Genomic DNA, 17,823 nt, shown 5'->3' on the forward strand with positions numbered 1-17,823 from the left:
CGGCGATGCTCGTCGCTGCGGCGAGCCGGCGCGTACGTGCGTTGAGCTCGGGTTTCTTGAACTGCATCAGCGGCGCCAGGTCACGCACCTTCGGGATTCGTCTCTCAACCATGCGGGGCTACTTTCTATTGTCGAAAAGATATGGAAGTCGTCGTCTATGTGCCGCGAGGGGCGGCATCCGAAACACCGGTCGGCAAAATGCTGAAGGTGGGCAGGCTGATCTCCGCGTAGTAGCGGGAGATGTGGGCGTGGACGGTTTTGCGGGCGCTTGCCGCATCGCCTGACTGGATCGCGGCGACGATGTCGCGGTGCTCAAGCATGAGCCGGGCGGCGGTCCGGGACCAGGACGGCAGGGTCGCCGCACCGAGGCGCGCGTAGCTCTCGATCGAGTTCCGCAGACCCGCCATGGTCGCCGCGATGACTTGATTGCCGGATGCCTCCGCCAGGGTCAGGTGAAACTGCGCATCGATCGAGAGGAATTCTGCCTCCGGGAGCGGGCGCGACTCCATCACGTCGAGCAGTTCGACGGCTGTCGCGAGGCTCGCACGCTGGGGCGCTGCGGCAAGTTCTGAGGCGACGGCTGTCTCGAGCACGAGGCGGGTCTTCACGATGTCGGCAACGGCGAATCCAGTGGCCGCCACCTGCAAGCGCATGAGGGCGGACATGCCGCCGCCGGGAAGGGAGACAATTATCGCGCCGGAGTTCGGTCCTGAGCCGGTAGCGGTACGGACAAGTCCGAGCACTTCGAGGACGCGGAGCGCCTCACGGACGCTTGATCGCCCAACGCCCAAGGCAGCGGAAAGGGCCCGCTCGCCTGGGAGATGATCGCCTGGGCGCAGCCGCCCCTCGAGCAGATCTCGCTCGATGGAATCGAGGACCACTTGCCATGCGCGAGGCTCGTCGGTCACACTGCTCCTGTCATCCCTGTGGTCAGACCACAGAGCTTACACCTATGTAGCCGATGGTGACGGTGAAAGCGATTAACAGGACCTGTCGGGGGAAGCAGATGCGCCACAGCGAGCGCTCTGGCATTCGGTGCGAGTCGACGCCGAGAGGCGTACAGGTGATCGACTAAACGCGGTCTCTCCCTTGGACCACTTTCAAAAATCCGCTGTCACGGGCTCGATTACCTGCATGTCAGTGACTTGGTAGGCGAGCACCCCGCCCAGAACTTGATGGTGAAGGTTTCACCTACCTTGGCCTGTTCGCGGTTCGTGAGCATGGTCGAGTTTCCAACGCCTCGGTGCTCAGTAATGACAGCGCGCTTGCCCTCTCCCCGACGGGAAGGTGCGTGCCTTCGTTGGACACCGCTCACGGTTATTGCGCTGGCCGAACGAGGAGCCACCCCCTTTGCCCCACACTTTGCCCCACATTTGAGATTAAGACAGTCGGAACTTGCCGGTATTCTCGCGGGCTCAGAGGGAGTGGAAATCGACTGGTTCTTGCAGTCCAAGCGGCTAAAGGCCGCGTGATTCCGTGGGTTCCATGCGGTTTGAAGCATCGGACCACGGATCAGAAGGTTGGGGGGTCCGAATCGCTTGGGGAGCGGTCCAGCGGGGGAGTAATCGCAGAAGGCGACGTCGACTGCAGCTGAGCCTGGGCTTCGTCCAGCCATCCATTTGGACGCTCGCCACGTATTGTCCATTTATGACGCCAATCGAAGCAAGATCGGCCGAGGTATCGGGTATCGTGAAGGGGCAGCAACGATTGCAGGGATGCCTTAAATCCCAGATCAGTCACGGTGAATCGAGGTTTTTGTCTCGCTCTGCCGCCTTAGCTCAGTCGGCAGAGCGTTTCACTCGTAATGAAAAGGTCGTGGGTTCGATTCCCACAGGCGGCTCCATTCAACCCCCTCCTCGTGAGGGGGTTTTGTGGTTTCTTGTCGTCGGCGTTCTCAGAGTGCTATCCGTCGTAACCCGATGAATTTCGATGCCGACGCGGCTTCGGCCGCCAGCGTCGGCGACGGTCCGGGCGCAGTACATTCATAGGGTGCCGCCCGGCTACCCGCCGAGGTGCCTCATCCTCGAACAAGGGAGTGCGTCGTGGACATGCGACTGGAACTGGTTCCGCTGATCTCGACGGACGTCGACCGCAGTAAGGCCTTCTACGCGGAAAAGGTGGGCTTCCACGTCGATCACGACGTGGAACCAGGCAACGGGATGCGGGTCGTGCAGCTGACCCCTCCTGGGTCTGCGTGCTCCATCGTCTTCGGCATCGGGATCAGCGACCCCGACGCAGCACCGGTGCGGAATCTGCATCTGGTCGTCGAGAACGTCGAGGCGGCTCGGGCCACCCTGACCGGCAACGGGGTCACCGTCTCAGACATCCTCGACATGGGGGGCGTTCGGTATGCGTTCTTCAGCGACCCGGACGGCAACTCCTGGGCGCTGCAGCAGTTGAACCGGTAAGCGTCTTCGATCGCAGCCCGTCGGCCCCGTTCCGGAGAGCGGAGAATGGATGTCGGTCGCTCGACGTATCGTCTGCGTTATGCCCGACCTGTCCAACGTCACCACCCCCGTCGAATGGGTCGTCACACATTCGGCGTCGAAGGAGCCCATCGCCCTGGTGCGCCGGCTCCGGCTGGGCGCACAGCGCGAGCTCTACTTCCGGGCTGTGACCTGGCGCCCGAACCCCGCGCGGCGCGAGCTGGTCGGCTACTGGGGGTCGCTCGAGGAGGCGGTCCAGAACGTGTACGGGCTGTACGAGAGGTCGCTGCCGCCGCAGTTCCACGTGACCGGTGGCGGAACCGCCCGTGAGCTCCAGCGCCTGACCAAACCGAAGCCGCCGCCGGCATCCGTTCAACCGGCCACACCCGCCGCCCCGGTTCACACCCGCAGACCGACGGCGCTCGTCCACGACCGACGGATGCCGACGGTGCGGCAGCCGGCACGGCCGATGGAACCGCGGCAGCTCGCCACCGCGGGGAGGTGATCGATTTGTCGGAGAGAGCGACTCTTCGCCTGAGCCGACCAGTAGTCTGAACCGGTGACTACTACTGGGCTCCGCTGGGGCATACTGGGGCCGGGCGGCATCGCGCAGGCCTTCGCCAACGACCTGGTCCTCAACGGGCTGACTCTGCAGGCGGTCGGGTCCCGCCGGACGGATGCCGCGGCGGCGTTCGCGGAGAAATACAACATCCCGAACGTGCACGGCAGTTACGAGGATCTCGTCGCCGACCCCGAGGTCGACGTGATCTACGTCGCCACCCCGCACCCGTTCCACGCCGCACAGGCGCTGCTCGCGCTCGAAGCGGGCAAACACGTTCTCGTCGAGAAGCCGTTCACCCTCAACGCGCCGGAGGCTGAAGCGGTCACCACCCGTGCCCGCGAACTCGGGCTCGTGGTGCTCGAAGCGATGTGGACCCGCTTCCTGCCGCACATGGTGCGGATCCGCGAGATCCTCGCCGAAGGAACCCTCGGGACGTTGCGTTCCATCGTTGCGGACCACACCCAGAACCTCCCATCGGACCCTGGCCACCGGATCAACGCCCTCGAACTCGGCGGCGGCGCCCTCCTCGACCTCGGGATCTACCCGATCTCCTTCGCCAGCGCCGTCTTCGGAACACCAGCGCAGATCACCGCATCCGCCACCTTCCGCGACACCGGCGCGGACGCAGCCGTCGCCACCATCTTCACCTACAACGACGACCGGATCGCCTCGACGCTGTCCGCGAGCAACGCGCACGGGCCCAACGTGGCCAGCCTGATCGGGACCGAGGGACGCATCGACATCGATTCCGTCTGGTACTCGGCGAGCTCGTTCACCGTTTACAACAACGCCAACGACGTCCTCGAGTCGTACACGTCCAACGTCGTCGGTCGCGGGATGCAGTTCCAGGCTTTCGAAGTCGAACGCCTCGTCGCCGCCGGTCAGCTGCAATCCGATGTGCTTCCGCACGCGGAGACGGTGTCGATCATGCACACGCTCGACGACATCCGCCGCCAGATCGGTCTCGTCTACCCGGGCGAATGAACCGCCACCGCAGGCAACATCGTCGCGTGCGGAACCCCGTGCCCCGCGAACCGGGCGAGAATCACCTCACCGATCCGTCACCCGCGACGGATGCCGCGTCAAGCGTGCGTGCACCGGCGCACCGACGTGGCGGCATCGGCACGCTCAGGGGCCGTTCCCGCACGGGGTGGCTCGTGACCGCTTCGGTTGCTACCTTCGCCCTGATGGAAGGCGCTGTCGCCCTCGGCGCGACCACGGCTGTGTCGTCGCCGATGGTCGCTCCTGCCCCATCCACCGCGACTCCGACGCCAACCGATCGTCCGCGCCCGATGTCGACGATCGAGCAGTCCGCCTCGCCACTGCGGACCTGCTCGGTTGCCTCGTTGCTCGGCGACAGTCGGTTCGGGACCCTGCAGGCGCAGGTGCTTCGCGACGACGGCCAGGTGCTGTTCGAACGCGACGCCGACACGGCATCCCAGACCGCGAGGTCGATGAAGGTGCTCACCGCCGCGGCGGCGCTGAACGTGCTCGGGCCGGACTTCCGGGCATCCACCCGGGTCGGCTCCCAGCGCGGCGACGACCCGGTCGGCCGCGCCGGGGCCGCGTTCGTCGACGGCTCCACTCTGGCCTTCGCCATCTTTGCCATCTTCGCCACCGGCCAGGTGGGCGAGAACGCCCGCACAACCATCGACACCCTGGCGACGGCGTTCTACCGCGGCGGCGACAACCGCTCCAATACATAGCGTTCGCCCACGGCCAACAGGAAGCAGTGGTGCGGAAGCGCCCGTTTCTCCTGTCAAGCGTGCGTCTGGTGCAAAATCCCCGGTTGGGCGTTGCACGGTGCGCCCTCTCCGCGGGTGAGAAGGCCCGAGCGGGTGGTTGCTGGCCTGCCGCGCGACTGCGGGCGGAACGCACGCTGAACAGGGTGCGGTGGCCCGGATGTGCCGGTTTCTCCTGTCGAGTCTGTGTCAGGCCCGGATTGCCCTACTGAGCAGGGATGAGTAGCGGCGCGGTGGCGGGGCAGACATCGCACAAACCTCGACGGTACCCTGAGAGCGACTGCTGAGACCGGGAGGCCACCATGACCAGGGCACTGTTCATCATCGACGTGCAGAACGATTTCACCGAGGGCGGTGCACTCGGCGTGGATGGCGGAGCCGCCGTAGCAGCACACCTGACCACCTACCTCGACCGGGCAGCGGACACCTACAGCCTGGTGATCGCCTCCCGGGACTGGCACAACGCCGACGGTGACAACGGAGGGCACTTCGCCCCGGTCGGTGAGGAACCGGACTTCCTCGACACCTGGCCTCCGCACTGCGTCGCGGGCACGCCCGGTGCTGAATACCACCCCGCCCTGGATCAGTCCCGGATCACTCTCCACGTCAAGAAGGGCCAGGGCGAACCGGCGTACTCCATCTTCGACGGCCACGTCGATGGCGGGGCCTCAGACGGTGCCACGGTCACCGAGGTGCTCGAGGAGCACGGCGTCACCGACGTCGATGTGGCCGGGATCGCCACCGACTACTGTGTGCGGGCATCCGTTCTGGATGCCGTCGATCACGGCAGGCACGTCCGCGTCTTCACCGACCTCATCGCCGGGGTGGCCCGGGAAACCAGCGACGCGGCGATCGCCGAGATGGGGCACGCGGGCGCGGTCCTCATCTCAAGCGACGGCGACTGACGCTCTCGACCGGATGCACACGCGCACGCGTTAGAAACGGCATCCGCCCGCCTGAACCACACGAATGCGGTCCCAGCGAGCGGATGCCGGCACCGAATTAAAGGGTGTCGCCGAGTTTGAAACCCTTGGTGACGTCGCCCTCGCGGGTGTACGAAAAGCCGTCTGCGCCGACGGTGACCGCCATCTCGCTCGGCTCCTCACGGATCACGATCGGCTGAACATTGCCGTCAAGGTCGAGAACCGGGGATGCCTCGGTGTACCAGCTCGGGACGACCGGGTTGCCCCACCAGTCACGGCGCTGGTTGTCGTGCACGTCCCAGGTGACGACCGGGTTGTCCGGGTCGCCCGTGTAGTAGTCCTGCGTGTAAATCTCCACCCGGTGACCGTCGGGGTCGAGGAGGTAGAGGTAGAACGCGTTCGACACCCCGTGGCGGCCGGGGCCGCGTTCGATGAGGTCGGACTTGCGCAGAGCACCGAGCTTGTCGCAGATGTAGAGGATGTTGTGCTTCTCGTGGGTGGAGAACGCGACGTGGTGCATCCGCGGGCCGTTGCCGCCGGTCATGGCGGTGTCGTGCACGGTGGATTTGCGTCTCATCCAGGCGGCGTAGGTGACGCCGTCCTCGTCCTTGATGTCCTCGGTGACCCGGAAGCCGAGGTCCTCCATGTAGGCGCGCGCCCGCGGCACGTCCGGGGTGACCTGGTTGAAGTGGTCGAGCCGCACGAGCGCGCCCGGGCCGTACAGGTCGTACCGCCAGGCGAGGCGTTCGACGTGCTCGACGTCGTGGAAGAACTCGTAGGGGAAACCGAGCGGGTCCTCGACCCGAACCGAGTCGCCGATGCCCCGGGTGAAGCCTCCGGGGCGTCGTTCGACGCGGCAACCGAGCTCGGTGTAGAACTCGACGGCCCGGTCGAGGTCTTCGGGGCTGCGGACCCGGTAGGAGAACGCGGCGACGGCGGCGACGGGGCCCTTCCGCAGCACGAGGTTGTGGTGGATGAATTCCTCGAACGAGCGCAGGTAGATCTCGTTCTCGTTCTCCTCGGTGACGACGAGTCCGAGGATGTCGACGTAGAACTCGCGGGATGCCGCCAGGTCGGTCACGACGATGTCCATGTACGCGCAGCGGAGAATGTCCGGCGGCGTCGCGGCCGGCGTCGGAATCGGGTTGGGGTTCGGGTTGATCCGGGGCGTCGCGTGGGGCTCGGGGATGGGGCTTGGGTTGTGGTTCATATCAGCTTCCTTGCGTGAGAAACGAATCGCCGCGAGCGGCTACGGGGTCGGGGCGACGACGGGGGCGGACTCCGGTGCCTTCGCACCGAAACGGGCGGTGTGCACCTCGCCGATGGTGATGTGCACCGCCTGCTGGTCGGTGTAGAAGTCGATCGAGCGGTAGCCGCCCTCATGGCCGAGACCGGATGCTTTCACCCCGCCGAACGGAGTGCGCAGGTCACGGACGTTGTGCGAGTTCAGCCACACCATTCCGGACTCGACCGCCTGGGCGAAGGTGTGCGCACGGGTGAGGTCCTGGGTCCAGATGTACGCGGCGAGGCCGTAGCGGACACCGTTGGCGAGCTCGAGGGCTTCTTCATCCGTGTCGAAGGGGGTGATCGCGACCACCGGCCCGAAGATCTCCTCCTGGAAGATCCGGGCATCCGGTGCGACATCCGCGAAGACCGTCGGAGAGACGTAGTTGCCGTCCGGGAGGTGATCGGGGCGGCCGCCGCCGGCCAGCAGGCGGCCCTCGGACTTGCCGATCTCGACGTAGCTCATCACCTTGTCGTAGTGTTCGGGGTGCACGAGAGCGCCTACCTCGGTCTTCGGGTCGTGCGGGTCGCCGACGACGATGTTCTTCGCCCGGGCGGCGTAGCGCTCGAGAAACTCCTCATAAATCGGCCGTTCGACGAGGATCCGGCTTCCGGCCGTGCAACGTTCTCCGTTGAGCGAGAAGACACCGAACACGGTCGAGTCGATGGCGGCGTCGAGGTCGGCGTCCGCGAACACGACGGCCGGGGACTTGCCGCCCAGTTCCATCGACATGCCCTTGAGGTTCACGGCGCAGTTGCCGAAGATCGTCTGCCCGGTGCTGCTCTCGCCGGTGAAGGAGATCAGCGGCACGCCGGGATGCTTCACCAGGGCATCACCGGCTTCCTCGCCGAGCCCGTTGACAAGGTTGAAGACCCCCTTGGGGAGCCCGGCCTCTTCGAAAATCGACGCCCAGAGACTCGCCGACAGCGGGGTGAACTCGGCAGGCTTCAGCACGACGGTGCAGCCGGAGGCGAGAGCGGGCGCAAGTTTCCAGCTCTCGAGCATGAACGGCGTGTTCCACGGGGTGATCAGACCGGCGACGCCCTTGGGCTTGCGGTTGACGTAGTTCACCTGGCGGCCGGGCACCTTGTAGGTGTCGTCGGTCTGAGCCACGATCAGGTCGGCGAAGAACCGGAAGTTCTCGGCGGCGCGCTGCGCCTGGCCGAGCGCCTGGGTGATGGGAAGCCCGGTGTCGAAGGTCTCGAGTTCGGCGAGCCGGCTGTCCTGCGCCTCGACGGCATCCGCGATCCTGTGCAGGATCCGGGCCCGCGCGCGGGGAAGCATCCGGGGCCATGGCCCCGACTCGAAGGCGCGTGTGGCTGAGGCGACAGCGCGGTCGATATCCTCCTGCTGGCCGGCGGCCGCCGTTGCATAGTTCTGGTTGGACACCGGGTCGAGCACGTCGAATGTCTTACCGGAGATGCTGTCGACGAACTCGCCGTCGATGTAGTGCTGGATTCTATCCGGCAGGTTCTCGGGAATGTAGTGGGCCATAGTGCTGCTCCGTTGCTGTTAGGACTGGGCGGGGGATGCGTGTTTGTGGTCGGCCTGGTAGGCCGCGAATGCGTCGAGTGTGCGGATCCGGTGTGCCCGCGCCGCCATCTCGATCTCCAGGCTGTCTGCTCCGTCTTCGATGAGTTTCAGGATGCCTTCGTGCTCGTCGACGGATGCCTTGGCGCGACCGGGCACGAAACTGAACGTCGAGTCGCGGAGCACGTTCATCCGATTCCAGCCGCGGTGGACGAGGTCCAGGAGGTGCGGATTCGGGCAGCGTTCGAACAGCACCGAGTGGAACTCGCGGTTGAGTTCGGTGAAGCGGCGTGGTTCGAAATGCTCAAGTGTCTCGATCATCTGCTTGTTCACCGCCCGCGCCGCCGCGAGGTCCGCCGCGGTGATGAAGGGCGCGGACAGCATGGTGGCCGCGCCCTCGACAATGCCGAGCGTCTGCATCGTCGAGACGTACTCGTCATTGTTCAGCATCGCGACCTGTGCACCGACGTTGCGTTCGAAAGTGACCATGCCCTCTGCTTCGAGCCGGCGGATGGCCTCCCGAACCGGGACGACGCTGATCGAGAGGTCCTTCGCTATGGATCCGAGCACGAGACGGTATCCCGGAACGAAAGTGCCGTTCTCGATGCGTTCCCGGATCCAGGAATACGCATGCTGGGATTTGCTCAGGGTGCCGATGGCGGTCGGTGTGCTCATGAACGTTCCGTCAGCCAGATTCGATAGCGAGCCTTCCAGGTGGCGTTCATCGGGTACAGGCCGTCCACGCCTTCGCCGTTCGCCACCTGCTCGGCGATGAAGGTCTCTTCGAGCTCCTGCTCGATGGCGTCGGTGACGACCTCGTCGACGAGCGACGGCGGGATCACGATCAGTCCGTCGGCGTCGCCGACGAGAACATCGCCCGGCTGCACGGATGTTCCACCGCACGCCACAGTCACGTCCACGTCCCAGGGGATGTGCCGTCTGCCCAGCACGGCCGGGTGACCGCCCGCGTGGTAGGTGGGCATGTCGAGCGCGGCGACGGCGGCGAGGTCGCGGACCCCGCCGTCGGTGACGATTCCGGCGGCACCGCGAACCTGGGCCCGAAGCGCGAGGATGTCGCCGACGGTGCCCGTGCCGCGTTCACCGCGCGCCTCCATGACGAGGACGTCGCCAGGGCCGAGCGCGTCGAACGCCCGCTTCTGGGCGTTGTACCCGCCGCCGTGTGCGGCGAAGAGGTCCTCGCGGTTCGGGATGTAGCGGAGCGTGCGTGCCCGGCCGACGAGTCTGCGGTCAGGACGGGTCGAGTGAAGGCCGTCGATGGAGACGTTGTTGAGCCCCCGTTTGCGCAGCTGCGCACTCAGCGTCGCCGTGCCGACGGAGTTGATCCGGTGCTTGAGCTCGTCGGTGAGTTCGAACGGCGCGGATGTCGGGAGGCCGGCGGCTTCGGCGCTTCCCCAGGCTTCCTCCCGCTGTTTGTCGTCGACGCTCGGCTTCATGCCGAAGTCCCCGAAGGGTTCCGTTCCCTGCGTGATGTGGGTGACGAGGCGGCCGGTCGACGGCGAACCGGGCGCGTCGGGAGCGTCCACCTCGACTTCAACGGTGTCGCCGGGGACGATGACGGACGAGCCAGCGGGGGTTCCCGTAAGGATCACATCGCCCGGATGCAACGTCATCAACTGGGAGAGGTCGGCGACGATCTGGCCGAACGGGAAAAGCAGGCCGGCCGTGGTGTCGTCCTGAACGAGGGTGCCGTTGAGCCAGGTGCGAACCCGGATCGCGTCGGGATCGAGGCCCTCCGCGGGAAGAACGACCGGTCCGATCGGGGTGAACCCGTCGCCACCCTTCGAGCGCACGTTCGAACCCTTGTCGGCGGTTCGCATCTCGTAGACGCCGAAGTCATTGGCGGCGGTGATGCCGCTGACGGCAGCCCAGCCCTGCTCGGGAGAGACGCGACGGGTGGGGGTGCCGATGATCAGTGCGATCTCGCCTTCGAAAGCGAGCAGTTCCGTGCCGGCCGGGCGTTCCAGCGCGTCGCCTGAGGCAGACAGCGATGACGCGGGCTTGAAGAAGTAGGAGGGGTGCGCTGGAAAACGGCCACGCTGTTCGGCTCTCGATCGGTAGCTGAGGTGCACGGCGATGATCTTGCCGGGCTGTGCGAGAGGAGAACTGAGGGTAGTCATAGACATCCTTGTCTGGTCGAAGCGGGCGAGCGGTACTCCCGATCATATACAATCCCAGGTGGAATACAAGAGAAATTGTATATCTCAAAGTATACGATTTTGCGGCGAAGAAAGGGAGGGCAGTCCCTGGCTGCCCTCCCCTCCTGCGACATCCGGCGCGCTAGTAACTTGCGCGCGGTTTCTCTCCGTCGGCCGTCGCCGCGGCCGGGATGAACGACGCAGCGAGTGCCTCAGAGCTTCGGGCGAGGATGGCGACGTCGGCTCCGACGAGAACGAACGAGGCGCCGGCTGCGCGGTACCGTTCCGCCACCCGCGGATCGAATGCGTTCACGCCAACCGGTTTGCCCAGGGCAGCGATTGTCCGGATGGCGTGCTCGACCGCCTGGACCACGTCCGGGTGCTCCTGCTGGCCGAGGAGCCCCATCGACGCGGCGAGGTCGGACGGGCCGACGAATGCTCCATCCACGCCGTCGACGGATGCGATCTCGGCGGCGTTCTCGACAGCATCCGCCGTCTCGATCTGCACGAACAACGACACGTATTCGTCGGCGCGAACGAGGTACTCGTCGACGCGGTTCCAGCGCGCGGCGCGGGCGAGCGCACTGCCGACCCCTCGAACGCCGCGTGGGGGATAGCGAACGGCCGAGACGACCGCGCGGGCGTCGTCGGCCGAATTCACCATCGGCACGAGAAGATTCTGCACGCCGAGATCGAGGAACTGCTTGACGATCACCGTGTTCCCGGATGGCGCCCGCACGAGCGGCGTGATCGGGTAGCCGGCGATGGCCTGCAGCTGGGCGAGGATCGACTCGAGCCCGTTCGGCCCGTGCTCACCGTCGATGAGCAGCCAGTCGAGACCGGACCCCGCGCAGATTTCGGCGACGAGGGGACTGCCGGAGCAGACCCACATGCCGATGAGTGGACGGTCCGCCCCGGCAAGGTCGTCGCGGAAGGTGGGCGCTAGCTGAAGCGGCATGTGATGGTTCCTAACTGTCCGTAGTCTGCGTGAACGGAGTCGCCCTTTTCGACCCACATCGGGCGGGTGAACGAGCCGGCGAGGATGATTTCGCCCGCCTCGAGGCTGGTGCCGTGCTGGGCGAGTTTGTTGGCGAGCCAGTAGACGCCGGCGGCGGGATGGTTGAGCACAGCAGCCGCGACACCGGACTCCTCGATCGTCTCGTTCCGGTAGAGCAGGGCGGAGATCCAGCGCAGGTCGACCTCGCCGATGCGCACCGGAGTGCCGCCCATCACCATGCCGCCCATCGCCGCGTTGTCCGAGATGGTGTCGACGATCGTGCGGCCCTGCATCTCGATGCGCGAGTCCAGGATCTCGAGTGCCGGGATCACGTACTCCGTGGCGTCGAGGACATCGAAAAGTGTGCAGTTCGGGCCGGAAAGCGGCTTGCCGAGCACGAACGCGAGCTCCACCTCGATGCGCACGTTGGAGAACGTGTCGTGGGGGATGACCGAGCCGTTCTCGTAGACCATGTCGTCGAAAATGATGCCGTAGTCCGGTTCGGTGATGCCGGTGGCCACCTGCATGACCTTGGAGGTCAGACCGATCTTGCGGCCGACGAGTCGTCGGCCTGACGCCAGGCCGCGTTCCTTCCACACATTCTGGACAGCGTAGGAATCCTCGACCGTCATCTCCGGGTACCGGGCGGTGAGGCGCGGAATAGTCGTACGCGACTGTTCTGCCTCATAGAGTTCGTTGGCGATACCGTCGATGACGGATTTCTCGAGCATGCGCTGGGCCTTTCGGGTCAGGATCCCGCCGGGGCTGAGTTCCCGTGAGATCGCCGATGATCGTATACGAACCATATCGGACGCGTCCGAAGGGCGCTAACCGGGATGGACGGAACGGAACCGCACGTGAGTCAGGGCCGAACTGGTGCGCCTAGGCTGCGGCACGCAGCCGCTGAGAGATCTTGTTCGACGCCCGGTGAAGATCATCGAGTGCTTGTGCCAACTGGGTCTTCGAAATCCGTTCCTCGAGCGAGACGATGCTGAGTGCCGCGACCACGCTGTCGTCGGCGCCGAATATCGGCACGGCAATGCCGAGAGCGGCGGGGTCGACTTCGGCGAATGAAACCGCTTGTGCTTCCTCGCGGATCGTCGCGAGTCGTTGGAGTATCTCGGGGGCGCCGGTGAGCGTATTCTTCGTGAACTTGTGAAGCGGCCGGTCGAGCAGGCGCTCGACCTCCGTCTGCGGCAGCCAGGCGAGGAGCACGAGCGCGGATGCTCCGGCGTTGACCGGGAGCTCGAGACCCGGTTCGTAGGACAACCGGACGAACTGCCCGTGCCACTCCTCGCGTTCGAGGCAGACGACCGATCGTCCGATGAGCGAGGTGAGCACGACGGTCTGACGGTGCGTGGAGGCCAGCGACCGCATCTCAGGAACCGCGAGTTCGGAGAGGCCGTAGCCGACGCGGGCCAGCCGAGCCAGGTCGAGCACGCGCATGCCCAGTCGAAACGATCCGTCGGGTGCCGATTCGAGGTACTGCTGGCGGATAAGCGACTGCAGGTACCGGTAGGCGGATGAGCGGGAAACGCCGAGTTCCTCGATCAGATCCCGGACAGAGACGCTGAGCCGGTCGTCACTGAACAGCGCGAGAATTTCCAGCGTGCGGTCGGCGGTGGTATTTCGTCCCGAGCGCACTTTCGCCGCGAGTGTCATGGGTCGACATTACCAAGGCCCGCGAGACTGTCTCACAATGCAGGACTGGTCGCCTTCGTGGCGGGGAACTCCGCCCGTAGGTTTGTCGAGCCAGCCGATGGCTGACCGTCGAGGAGGACACAGATGACACAGGCTCCGTGGGATTTCGATTTCGTCGTTGTGGGCGCCGGGCCTGTTGGCCTGACCGCAGCCGCCCTGCTCAGCGAATCGGGCGCATCGGTGCTCGTCATCGAAAAGAGCGGCTCAACCAGCAACGAGCCGAAGGCTATATCCATCGACGACGAAGCGCTCCGCACCTATTCACAAGCCGGGCTCGCGCAGAAGATTCTCTCGCTCGTTGTGCCGGGCACGGGCACCGCCTATTACGGCGCGGATGGAAACATGCTTTTCTCTGCCGGTGCAGAGGTTCCCTACCGCCTCGGCTTCCCGTTCAAGAACCCCTTCGCTCAGCCTGAACTCGAACTGCTCCTCGTCGAGGAGCTCCGGAAACGCCCTCATGTCACGCTGACATTCGGTGCGTGCCTCAGCGGACTCGAATCGTCGGAGCGCGACATCCGGGCCAGCTACACCTCGGCACGCGGAACGGAGACGGTCCACGCCCGGTTTCTGCTCGGTGCCGACGGTGGCCGGTCCACGGTGCGCTCGTTGCTCGGGATCACCATGAGCGGACGCGCCCACGATGAGGACTGGCTCGTCGTCGACACGCTGCGGGATGCCCACGTTGAGCGGTTCGGGATGCACCACGGGAACCCCGGCAGGCCGCACGTGATCGTCCCCGGGTTGAACGGACGGTGCCGGTATGAGTTCCGTCTATTCGAGGGCGAAGGGAAGGCCGGCGAATTGCCGGATTTCTCGTTGCTGCAAAAGGTCCTTGCCCCCTACCGGAATCTCGACCCGGCAGACATCGACCGTGCGGTCATCTACCGGTTCAACGGGCTCATCGCCGACGACTGGCAGGTCGGTTCCTCCTTTCTTCTGGGCGATGCCGCCCACATGATGCCTCCCTTTGCGGGGCAGGGCCTGAACTCGGGGATTCGTGACGCCGCGAATCTCTGCTGGAAACTGATCGCTGTCGCCGGAGGCCGCGCACCAGCCCAGATACTGGCCAGCTATCAGGCTGAACGGTTCACGCACGCACGTGCCACGATTCGCCTGTCCGAACGCCTCGGCCGAGTCGTCATGACGACATCGCCACGGCTCGCGGCGTTCCGCGATCGAACAGTCGCGCAAGCCATCACCACGAAAGCCGGGCGCGACTTCTTCCAGCACATGCGCTACCGGCCCAGTCCGCGGTTCACCTGCGGGCTGTTGGCGCCGACGCCTGGTGCGCCCATCGGCCTGCCCATCGGGCAACCCCGATGCTTCGATACGTCGAACTCCGCGGTGTCACTGCTCGACGACCAGACCGGCTCTGGTTGGGCTCTCTTCCGGATCGAAGAGTTCGAGCGGCCGTGGCCCCGTGTCCTCGTCGATTTCGCGGGAACGAACGGCATCCGCACGTTCGACGTCCCCCTCACAGAAATCTTCCCCCGCACCAGCTCGGCCGACAGCGCACTCATTGATGTCGATGGTCGCCTCACGGCGGAGTTCGAGCCCTACCGGGGGCGCTACGTGCTCGTCCGCCCCGACCATGTCGTGGCTGCTGCGTGGCTGCCGGACGAGCTGAATATCGCCCTCTTCGCCATCCGGAAGTGGTGGCTGCCCGTATCCGAGCTCGCCCGGGAACGATAAGAACTATCGAGTATCTGACGACGATCTATCTCAGGGCTCATCGAGCTGAAACAGGAAAGGAAACCACATGGAACGTCCCACACGCATCGTGCTCCAGGAGAGCGATTCAGCAGGAACGCTTCGCAAGACCGCGGTATCGCACATCGGGTTTCGGGTACCCGATGTTACGGCTGCAGCAGCCTTTTACAACCGGGTCCTCGGGCTCAAAAAGCATGCCGATCTGCCTGATGGCGGGGTTCGTCTCGGATGGGGCAGCGGTCATCACGTGATGGAGCTGCTGCCGGGCGCCAAAGGGCTGGCACACTACGGCTTCGAGGTGCGGGACGAGGCCGGGATCGCGGGCATCCGTGAGCGACTCGAAGCCGCAGGACGAGATGCCGAAAACCTCGATGACGCCTACATGGATGCAGCTGTCGGCACACCGGAGGGGCTTCTCACCCATGACCCGGATGGCACGCCGGTCCATTTCCATACACCGGTCCAGCGTGACGGCGAGAACGCTGCTGACACGGGACGCCGCCCGATCAAATTCCAGCACACAACGCTGGGCACAACAGACGTGCAGCGCATGGTCGACTTCTTCTCGAGCACGATCGGTTTCCGCATCAGTGACCAGCTGAGCGATGGACGGTTCTGCTGGTTGCGCAGCGACAAGGATCACCACACGCTCGCAATCGTCGATGTGGGTTCCGCCGGGGATATCGATCACTACTCCTACGACCTCGCTGAGTGGGAAGACTTCAAGTCCTGGTGCGATCGCCTCACCGAACTGGACGTCGATGTCACCTGGGGGCCAGGGCGTCATGGCCCCGGGAACAACCTCTTCGTTTTCTTCGACGACCCGGCCGGTAACCATATCGAGCTCTCCGCAGAGATGGAGAAGTTCTACGACGAGACCGTGACGTACCAGGCGCGCCGGTGGACTCCGGCTCCCAACAGTGTGAATCTTTGGGGTGGGCAGCTGGCGTCCTGGCGCAAGACAAGTGAGAGCAAGTAGAGAAGGGAACGTCCGTCGCGAAGGGATCTCCTGAATCTGGGGTCCTCCGAGGGTGAAAGGGCGGATGCCGCAGCGAACGGCGCGCAGAGAGCATTCCGGTAAACATATTGCATTATCTGCTCAGGAATGTAATATAAATGTAGAGGTCCGACGCGGTACTTCTTCACGCTTGGTGGAATAAAGGGAGAGTGCAATGGGCGCACGACGAGGGTACGAGTACCTGGCGGGCCTCGATGACGGACGCGAAGTCTGGTACGGGGCAGAGCGCGTCAACGTCGCTGCAGATCCGACATTAGCCGGTTCCGTCGCCGGGATGGCCGCATACTTCGATTACCAGTGGGAGCACCAGGACGACTGCTTGTTCCCGAGCCCCGAGACGGGCGACCTGATCAGCGCCGCGCACATCCGGCCGAGAAACGATGAAGACATTGCGCGCCGTCACCGTGCCTTCGATCGTTTCGCCCGGTACTCGATGGGCATGCTTGGCCGCACCCCCGACTACGTGAACGTGGTCCTCGCCGGTCATGTGTCGCGTACGGACATCTGGAAGAAGGCGTCAGACCCGGTCTATTACGAGCGCATCTCGAACTACCAGAAGTACGTCGCCGAGAACGACCTCGCGCTGACGCACACGATCGTTCACGCCAACATCGACAAGTCGATCGGTGAACTCGACGGAGCGAACGCCGAGCTGACCCTCCAGATCGTTGACCGCACGGACGAAGGCGTCATCGTGCGTGGAGCAAAGTTGCTCGCAACCCTGGGGCCGATCGCAGACGAGTGCTACGTCTATCCGGCAACCCCCATCCGCCCTGGCTACGAGAAATATGCGATCTCGTTCGCTATTCCGATGAACACACCCGGGGTCGTTGTTGTCTGCCGCGATCACTACGGCGTGGATCAGTCGGTGGAAGACCGCCCCTTCTCGTCTCGATTCGATGAGCAGGACGGCGTCGTCATCTTCGAAGATGTGCTCATTCCGCACGACCGCGTCTTCATCGACGGCGAACTCGATCTCTACAACTCGGTGAACCAGGGAACTGCGACGGGGTGCACGCAGCAGCAGACCGCCATCCGCGCAGCCGTCAAACTCGAGTTTGCCTACGACCTCCTTGCCGAGATCGCACGGACGACCGGCTCCGAGTCACGTCCCGACATCGCCACCATGCTTGGTGAAGTTCACGGCTACCTCACGATGACGCGCGCCATCATTCATTCCGCAGAGACGCGTGCTCTGGATTGGGGCGGGGGAGCGTACTTCCTCCACGATGACATCGGTGTTCTTCGCACGATCATGTCCGAGTGGATGGTGAGGGTCAATGACATCATCAAGACCATCGGCTCACACAACCTCCTCGCGACTCCGACGCAGGCTGCGTTCGATGAGCCGCGACTCGGCCCGTTGCTGGAGAAGTACCTGCCTGGAGCGAATGATGTCTCGGCGCGAGAGCGCGCCCGGATCTTCCGCACGGCATGGGACTTCGCCGGTTCTGCGCTCGGGTCTCGCATTGAACTCTATGAGCGTTTTTACCTCGGCAGCATCGGACGCGCGCGGATCCTCGAGCACCAGAAGGCGCAGCGCAATGGCGACTCCGGTTCGGTACGTGCCTTCCTCGAAGCAGCACGCGTGGACGTGGACGAGTTCTCGGGTGCATCGCGTGACTGAGAACCTGTCGATCACTCTTACAGACCACCTGGCGGCAGCGACTTTAGAGTCGCTGCCGCCGGTGGCGGTTTACCGGGCGAAGACGCGGCTCCTCGATGCGGTCGGTGTGATAGCGGCTGGCGTCCGGGCTCAGGGTAGCCAGGAAG

Annotated in this window: 16 protein-coding genes and 1 tRNA gene; 9 read left to right on the forward strand and 8 right to left on the reverse strand. The window is 64.8% G+C overall.

All coding sequences use genetic code 11. The annotated features are described in order from the left end of the window. Positions 1 to 155 precede the first annotated feature (155 nt). Complete coding sequence (locus ACLQ62_RS04700) at positions 156 to 908, reverse strand: FadR/GntR family transcriptional regulator (protein ID WP_411720504.1); 753 nt, start codon at positions 906 to 908, stop codon at positions 156 to 158. 859 nt (positions 909 to 1,767) lie between these two features. Here ACLQ62_RS04700 and ACLQ62_RS04705 point away from each other — a divergent pair. The 6 genes from ACLQ62_RS04705 to ACLQ62_RS04730 all read left to right on the forward strand — a co-directional run bounded on the left by ACLQ62_RS04705 (position 1,768) and on the right by ACLQ62_RS04730 (position 5,635). Then, positions 1,768 to 1,843, forward strand: a tRNA-Thr gene (locus ACLQ62_RS04705). A 205-nt stretch (positions 1,844 to 2,048) separates the two neighbouring features. After that, a complete protein-coding gene (locus ACLQ62_RS04710; protein WP_411720519.1) occupies positions 2,049 to 2,408 on the forward strand; it encodes a VOC family protein in 360 nt (119 codons plus the stop codon). A gap of 79 nt (positions 2,409 to 2,487) precedes the next feature. Beyond that, positions 2,488 to 2,931 carry a hypothetical protein gene (locus tag ACLQ62_RS04715; RefSeq protein ID WP_411720505.1) on the forward strand — a complete coding sequence of 148 codons (444 nt, stop codon included), beginning with the start codon at positions 2,488 to 2,490 and terminating at the stop codon, positions 2,929 to 2,931. Between the two features lie 54 nt (positions 2,932 to 2,985). Next, complete coding sequence (locus ACLQ62_RS04720) at positions 2,986 to 3,972, forward strand: Gfo/Idh/MocA family protein (protein ID WP_411720506.1); 987 nt, start codon at positions 2,986 to 2,988, stop codon at positions 3,970 to 3,972. 26 nt (positions 3,973 to 3,998) lie between these two features. Then, positions 3,999 to 4,694 carry a D-alanyl-D-alanine carboxypeptidase gene (locus ACLQ62_RS04725; protein WP_411720507.1) on the forward strand — a complete coding sequence of 232 codons (696 nt, stop codon included), beginning with the start codon at positions 3,999 to 4,001 and terminating at the stop codon, positions 4,692 to 4,694. A gap of 338 nt (positions 4,695 to 5,032) precedes the next feature. Then, the gene (locus ACLQ62_RS04730) at positions 5,033 to 5,635 is read left to right on the forward strand and encodes an isochorismatase family protein (protein ID WP_411720508.1); all 603 of its coding nucleotides are present in this window, start codon (positions 5,033 to 5,035) and stop codon (positions 5,633 to 5,635) included. Between the two features lie 97 nt (positions 5,636 to 5,732). Here the strand turns inward: ACLQ62_RS04730 and hpaD are convergent, their stop codons facing one another. The 7 genes from hpaD to ACLQ62_RS04765 form a co-directional block, all read right to left on the reverse strand. Next, positions 5,733 to 6,863 (reverse strand): 3,4-dihydroxyphenylacetate 2,3-dioxygenase, encoded by a 1,131-nt coding sequence (hpaD, locus tag ACLQ62_RS04735; RefSeq protein ID WP_411720509.1) that lies wholly within the window; start codon positions 6,861 to 6,863, stop codon positions 5,733 to 5,735. Positions 6,864 to 6,902: 39 nt separating this feature from the next. After that, on the reverse strand, positions 6,903 to 8,432 hold the full coding sequence (gene hpaE / locus ACLQ62_RS04740) for a 5-carboxymethyl-2-hydroxymuconate semialdehyde dehydrogenase (protein ID WP_411720510.1): 1,530 nt from the start codon (positions 8,430 to 8,432) through the stop codon (positions 6,903 to 6,905). 18 nt (positions 8,433 to 8,450) lie between these two features. Beyond that, positions 8,451 to 9,143 carry a GntR family transcriptional regulator gene (locus ACLQ62_RS04745; RefSeq protein ID WP_411720511.1) on the reverse strand — a complete coding sequence of 231 codons (693 nt, stop codon included), beginning with the start codon at positions 9,141 to 9,143 and terminating at the stop codon, positions 8,451 to 8,453. Beyond that, positions 9,140 to 10,612: a fumarylacetoacetate hydrolase family protein gene (locus ACLQ62_RS04750; protein ID WP_411720512.1), complete on the reverse strand. Its 1,473-nt coding sequence runs from the start codon at positions 10,610 to 10,612 to the stop codon at positions 9,140 to 9,142. The genes ACLQ62_RS04745 and ACLQ62_RS04750 overlap by 4 nt, the downstream gene beginning before the upstream one ends. 154 nt (positions 10,613 to 10,766) lie before the next feature. After that, positions 10,767 to 11,582, reverse strand: coding sequence for an HpcH/HpaI aldolase family protein (locus ACLQ62_RS04755; RefSeq protein ID WP_411720513.1), 816 nt, complete (start codon positions 11,580 to 11,582; stop codon positions 10,767 to 10,769). After that, positions 11,567 to 12,352, reverse strand: a complete 786-nt coding sequence (hpaH, locus tag ACLQ62_RS04760; protein WP_411720514.1) for a 2-oxo-hept-4-ene-1,7-dioate hydratase — start codon at positions 12,350 to 12,352, stop codon at positions 11,567 to 11,569. Before hpaH ends, ACLQ62_RS04755 begins: the two co-directional genes overlap by 16 nt. A 151-nt stretch (positions 12,353 to 12,503) precedes the next feature. Further along, positions 12,504 to 13,283, reverse strand: coding sequence for an IclR family transcriptional regulator (locus ACLQ62_RS04765; RefSeq protein WP_411720515.1), 780 nt, complete (start codon positions 13,281 to 13,283; stop codon positions 12,504 to 12,506). Between the two features lie 123 nt (positions 13,284 to 13,406). On the opposite strand from ACLQ62_RS04765, the gene ACLQ62_RS04770 reads away from it, so the two are divergent. The 3 genes from ACLQ62_RS04770 (at position 13,407) to ACLQ62_RS04780 (ending at position 17,677) form a co-directional block, all read left to right on the forward strand. Next, positions 13,407 to 15,014 (forward strand): FAD-dependent monooxygenase, encoded by a 1,608-nt coding sequence (locus ACLQ62_RS04770; RefSeq protein ID WP_411720516.1) that lies wholly within the window; start codon positions 13,407 to 13,409, stop codon positions 15,012 to 15,014. 67 nt (positions 15,015 to 15,081) lie between these two features. Further along, positions 15,082 to 16,011 carry a VOC family protein gene (locus tag ACLQ62_RS04775; protein WP_411720517.1) on the forward strand — a complete coding sequence of 310 codons (930 nt, stop codon included), beginning with the start codon at positions 15,082 to 15,084 and terminating at the stop codon, positions 16,009 to 16,011. A gap of 193 nt (positions 16,012 to 16,204) precedes the next feature. Beyond that, a complete protein-coding gene (locus ACLQ62_RS04780; protein WP_411720518.1) occupies positions 16,205 to 17,677 on the forward strand; it encodes a 4-hydroxyphenylacetate 3-hydroxylase N-terminal domain-containing protein in 1,473 nt (490 codons plus the stop codon). Positions 17,678 to 17,823: the final 146 nt, after the last annotated feature.

The organism is Mycetocola sp., from assembly GCF_046716805.1.
Taxonomy (GTDB): domain Bacteria; phylum Actinomycetota; class Actinomycetes; order Actinomycetales; family Microbacteriaceae; genus Mycetocola_A.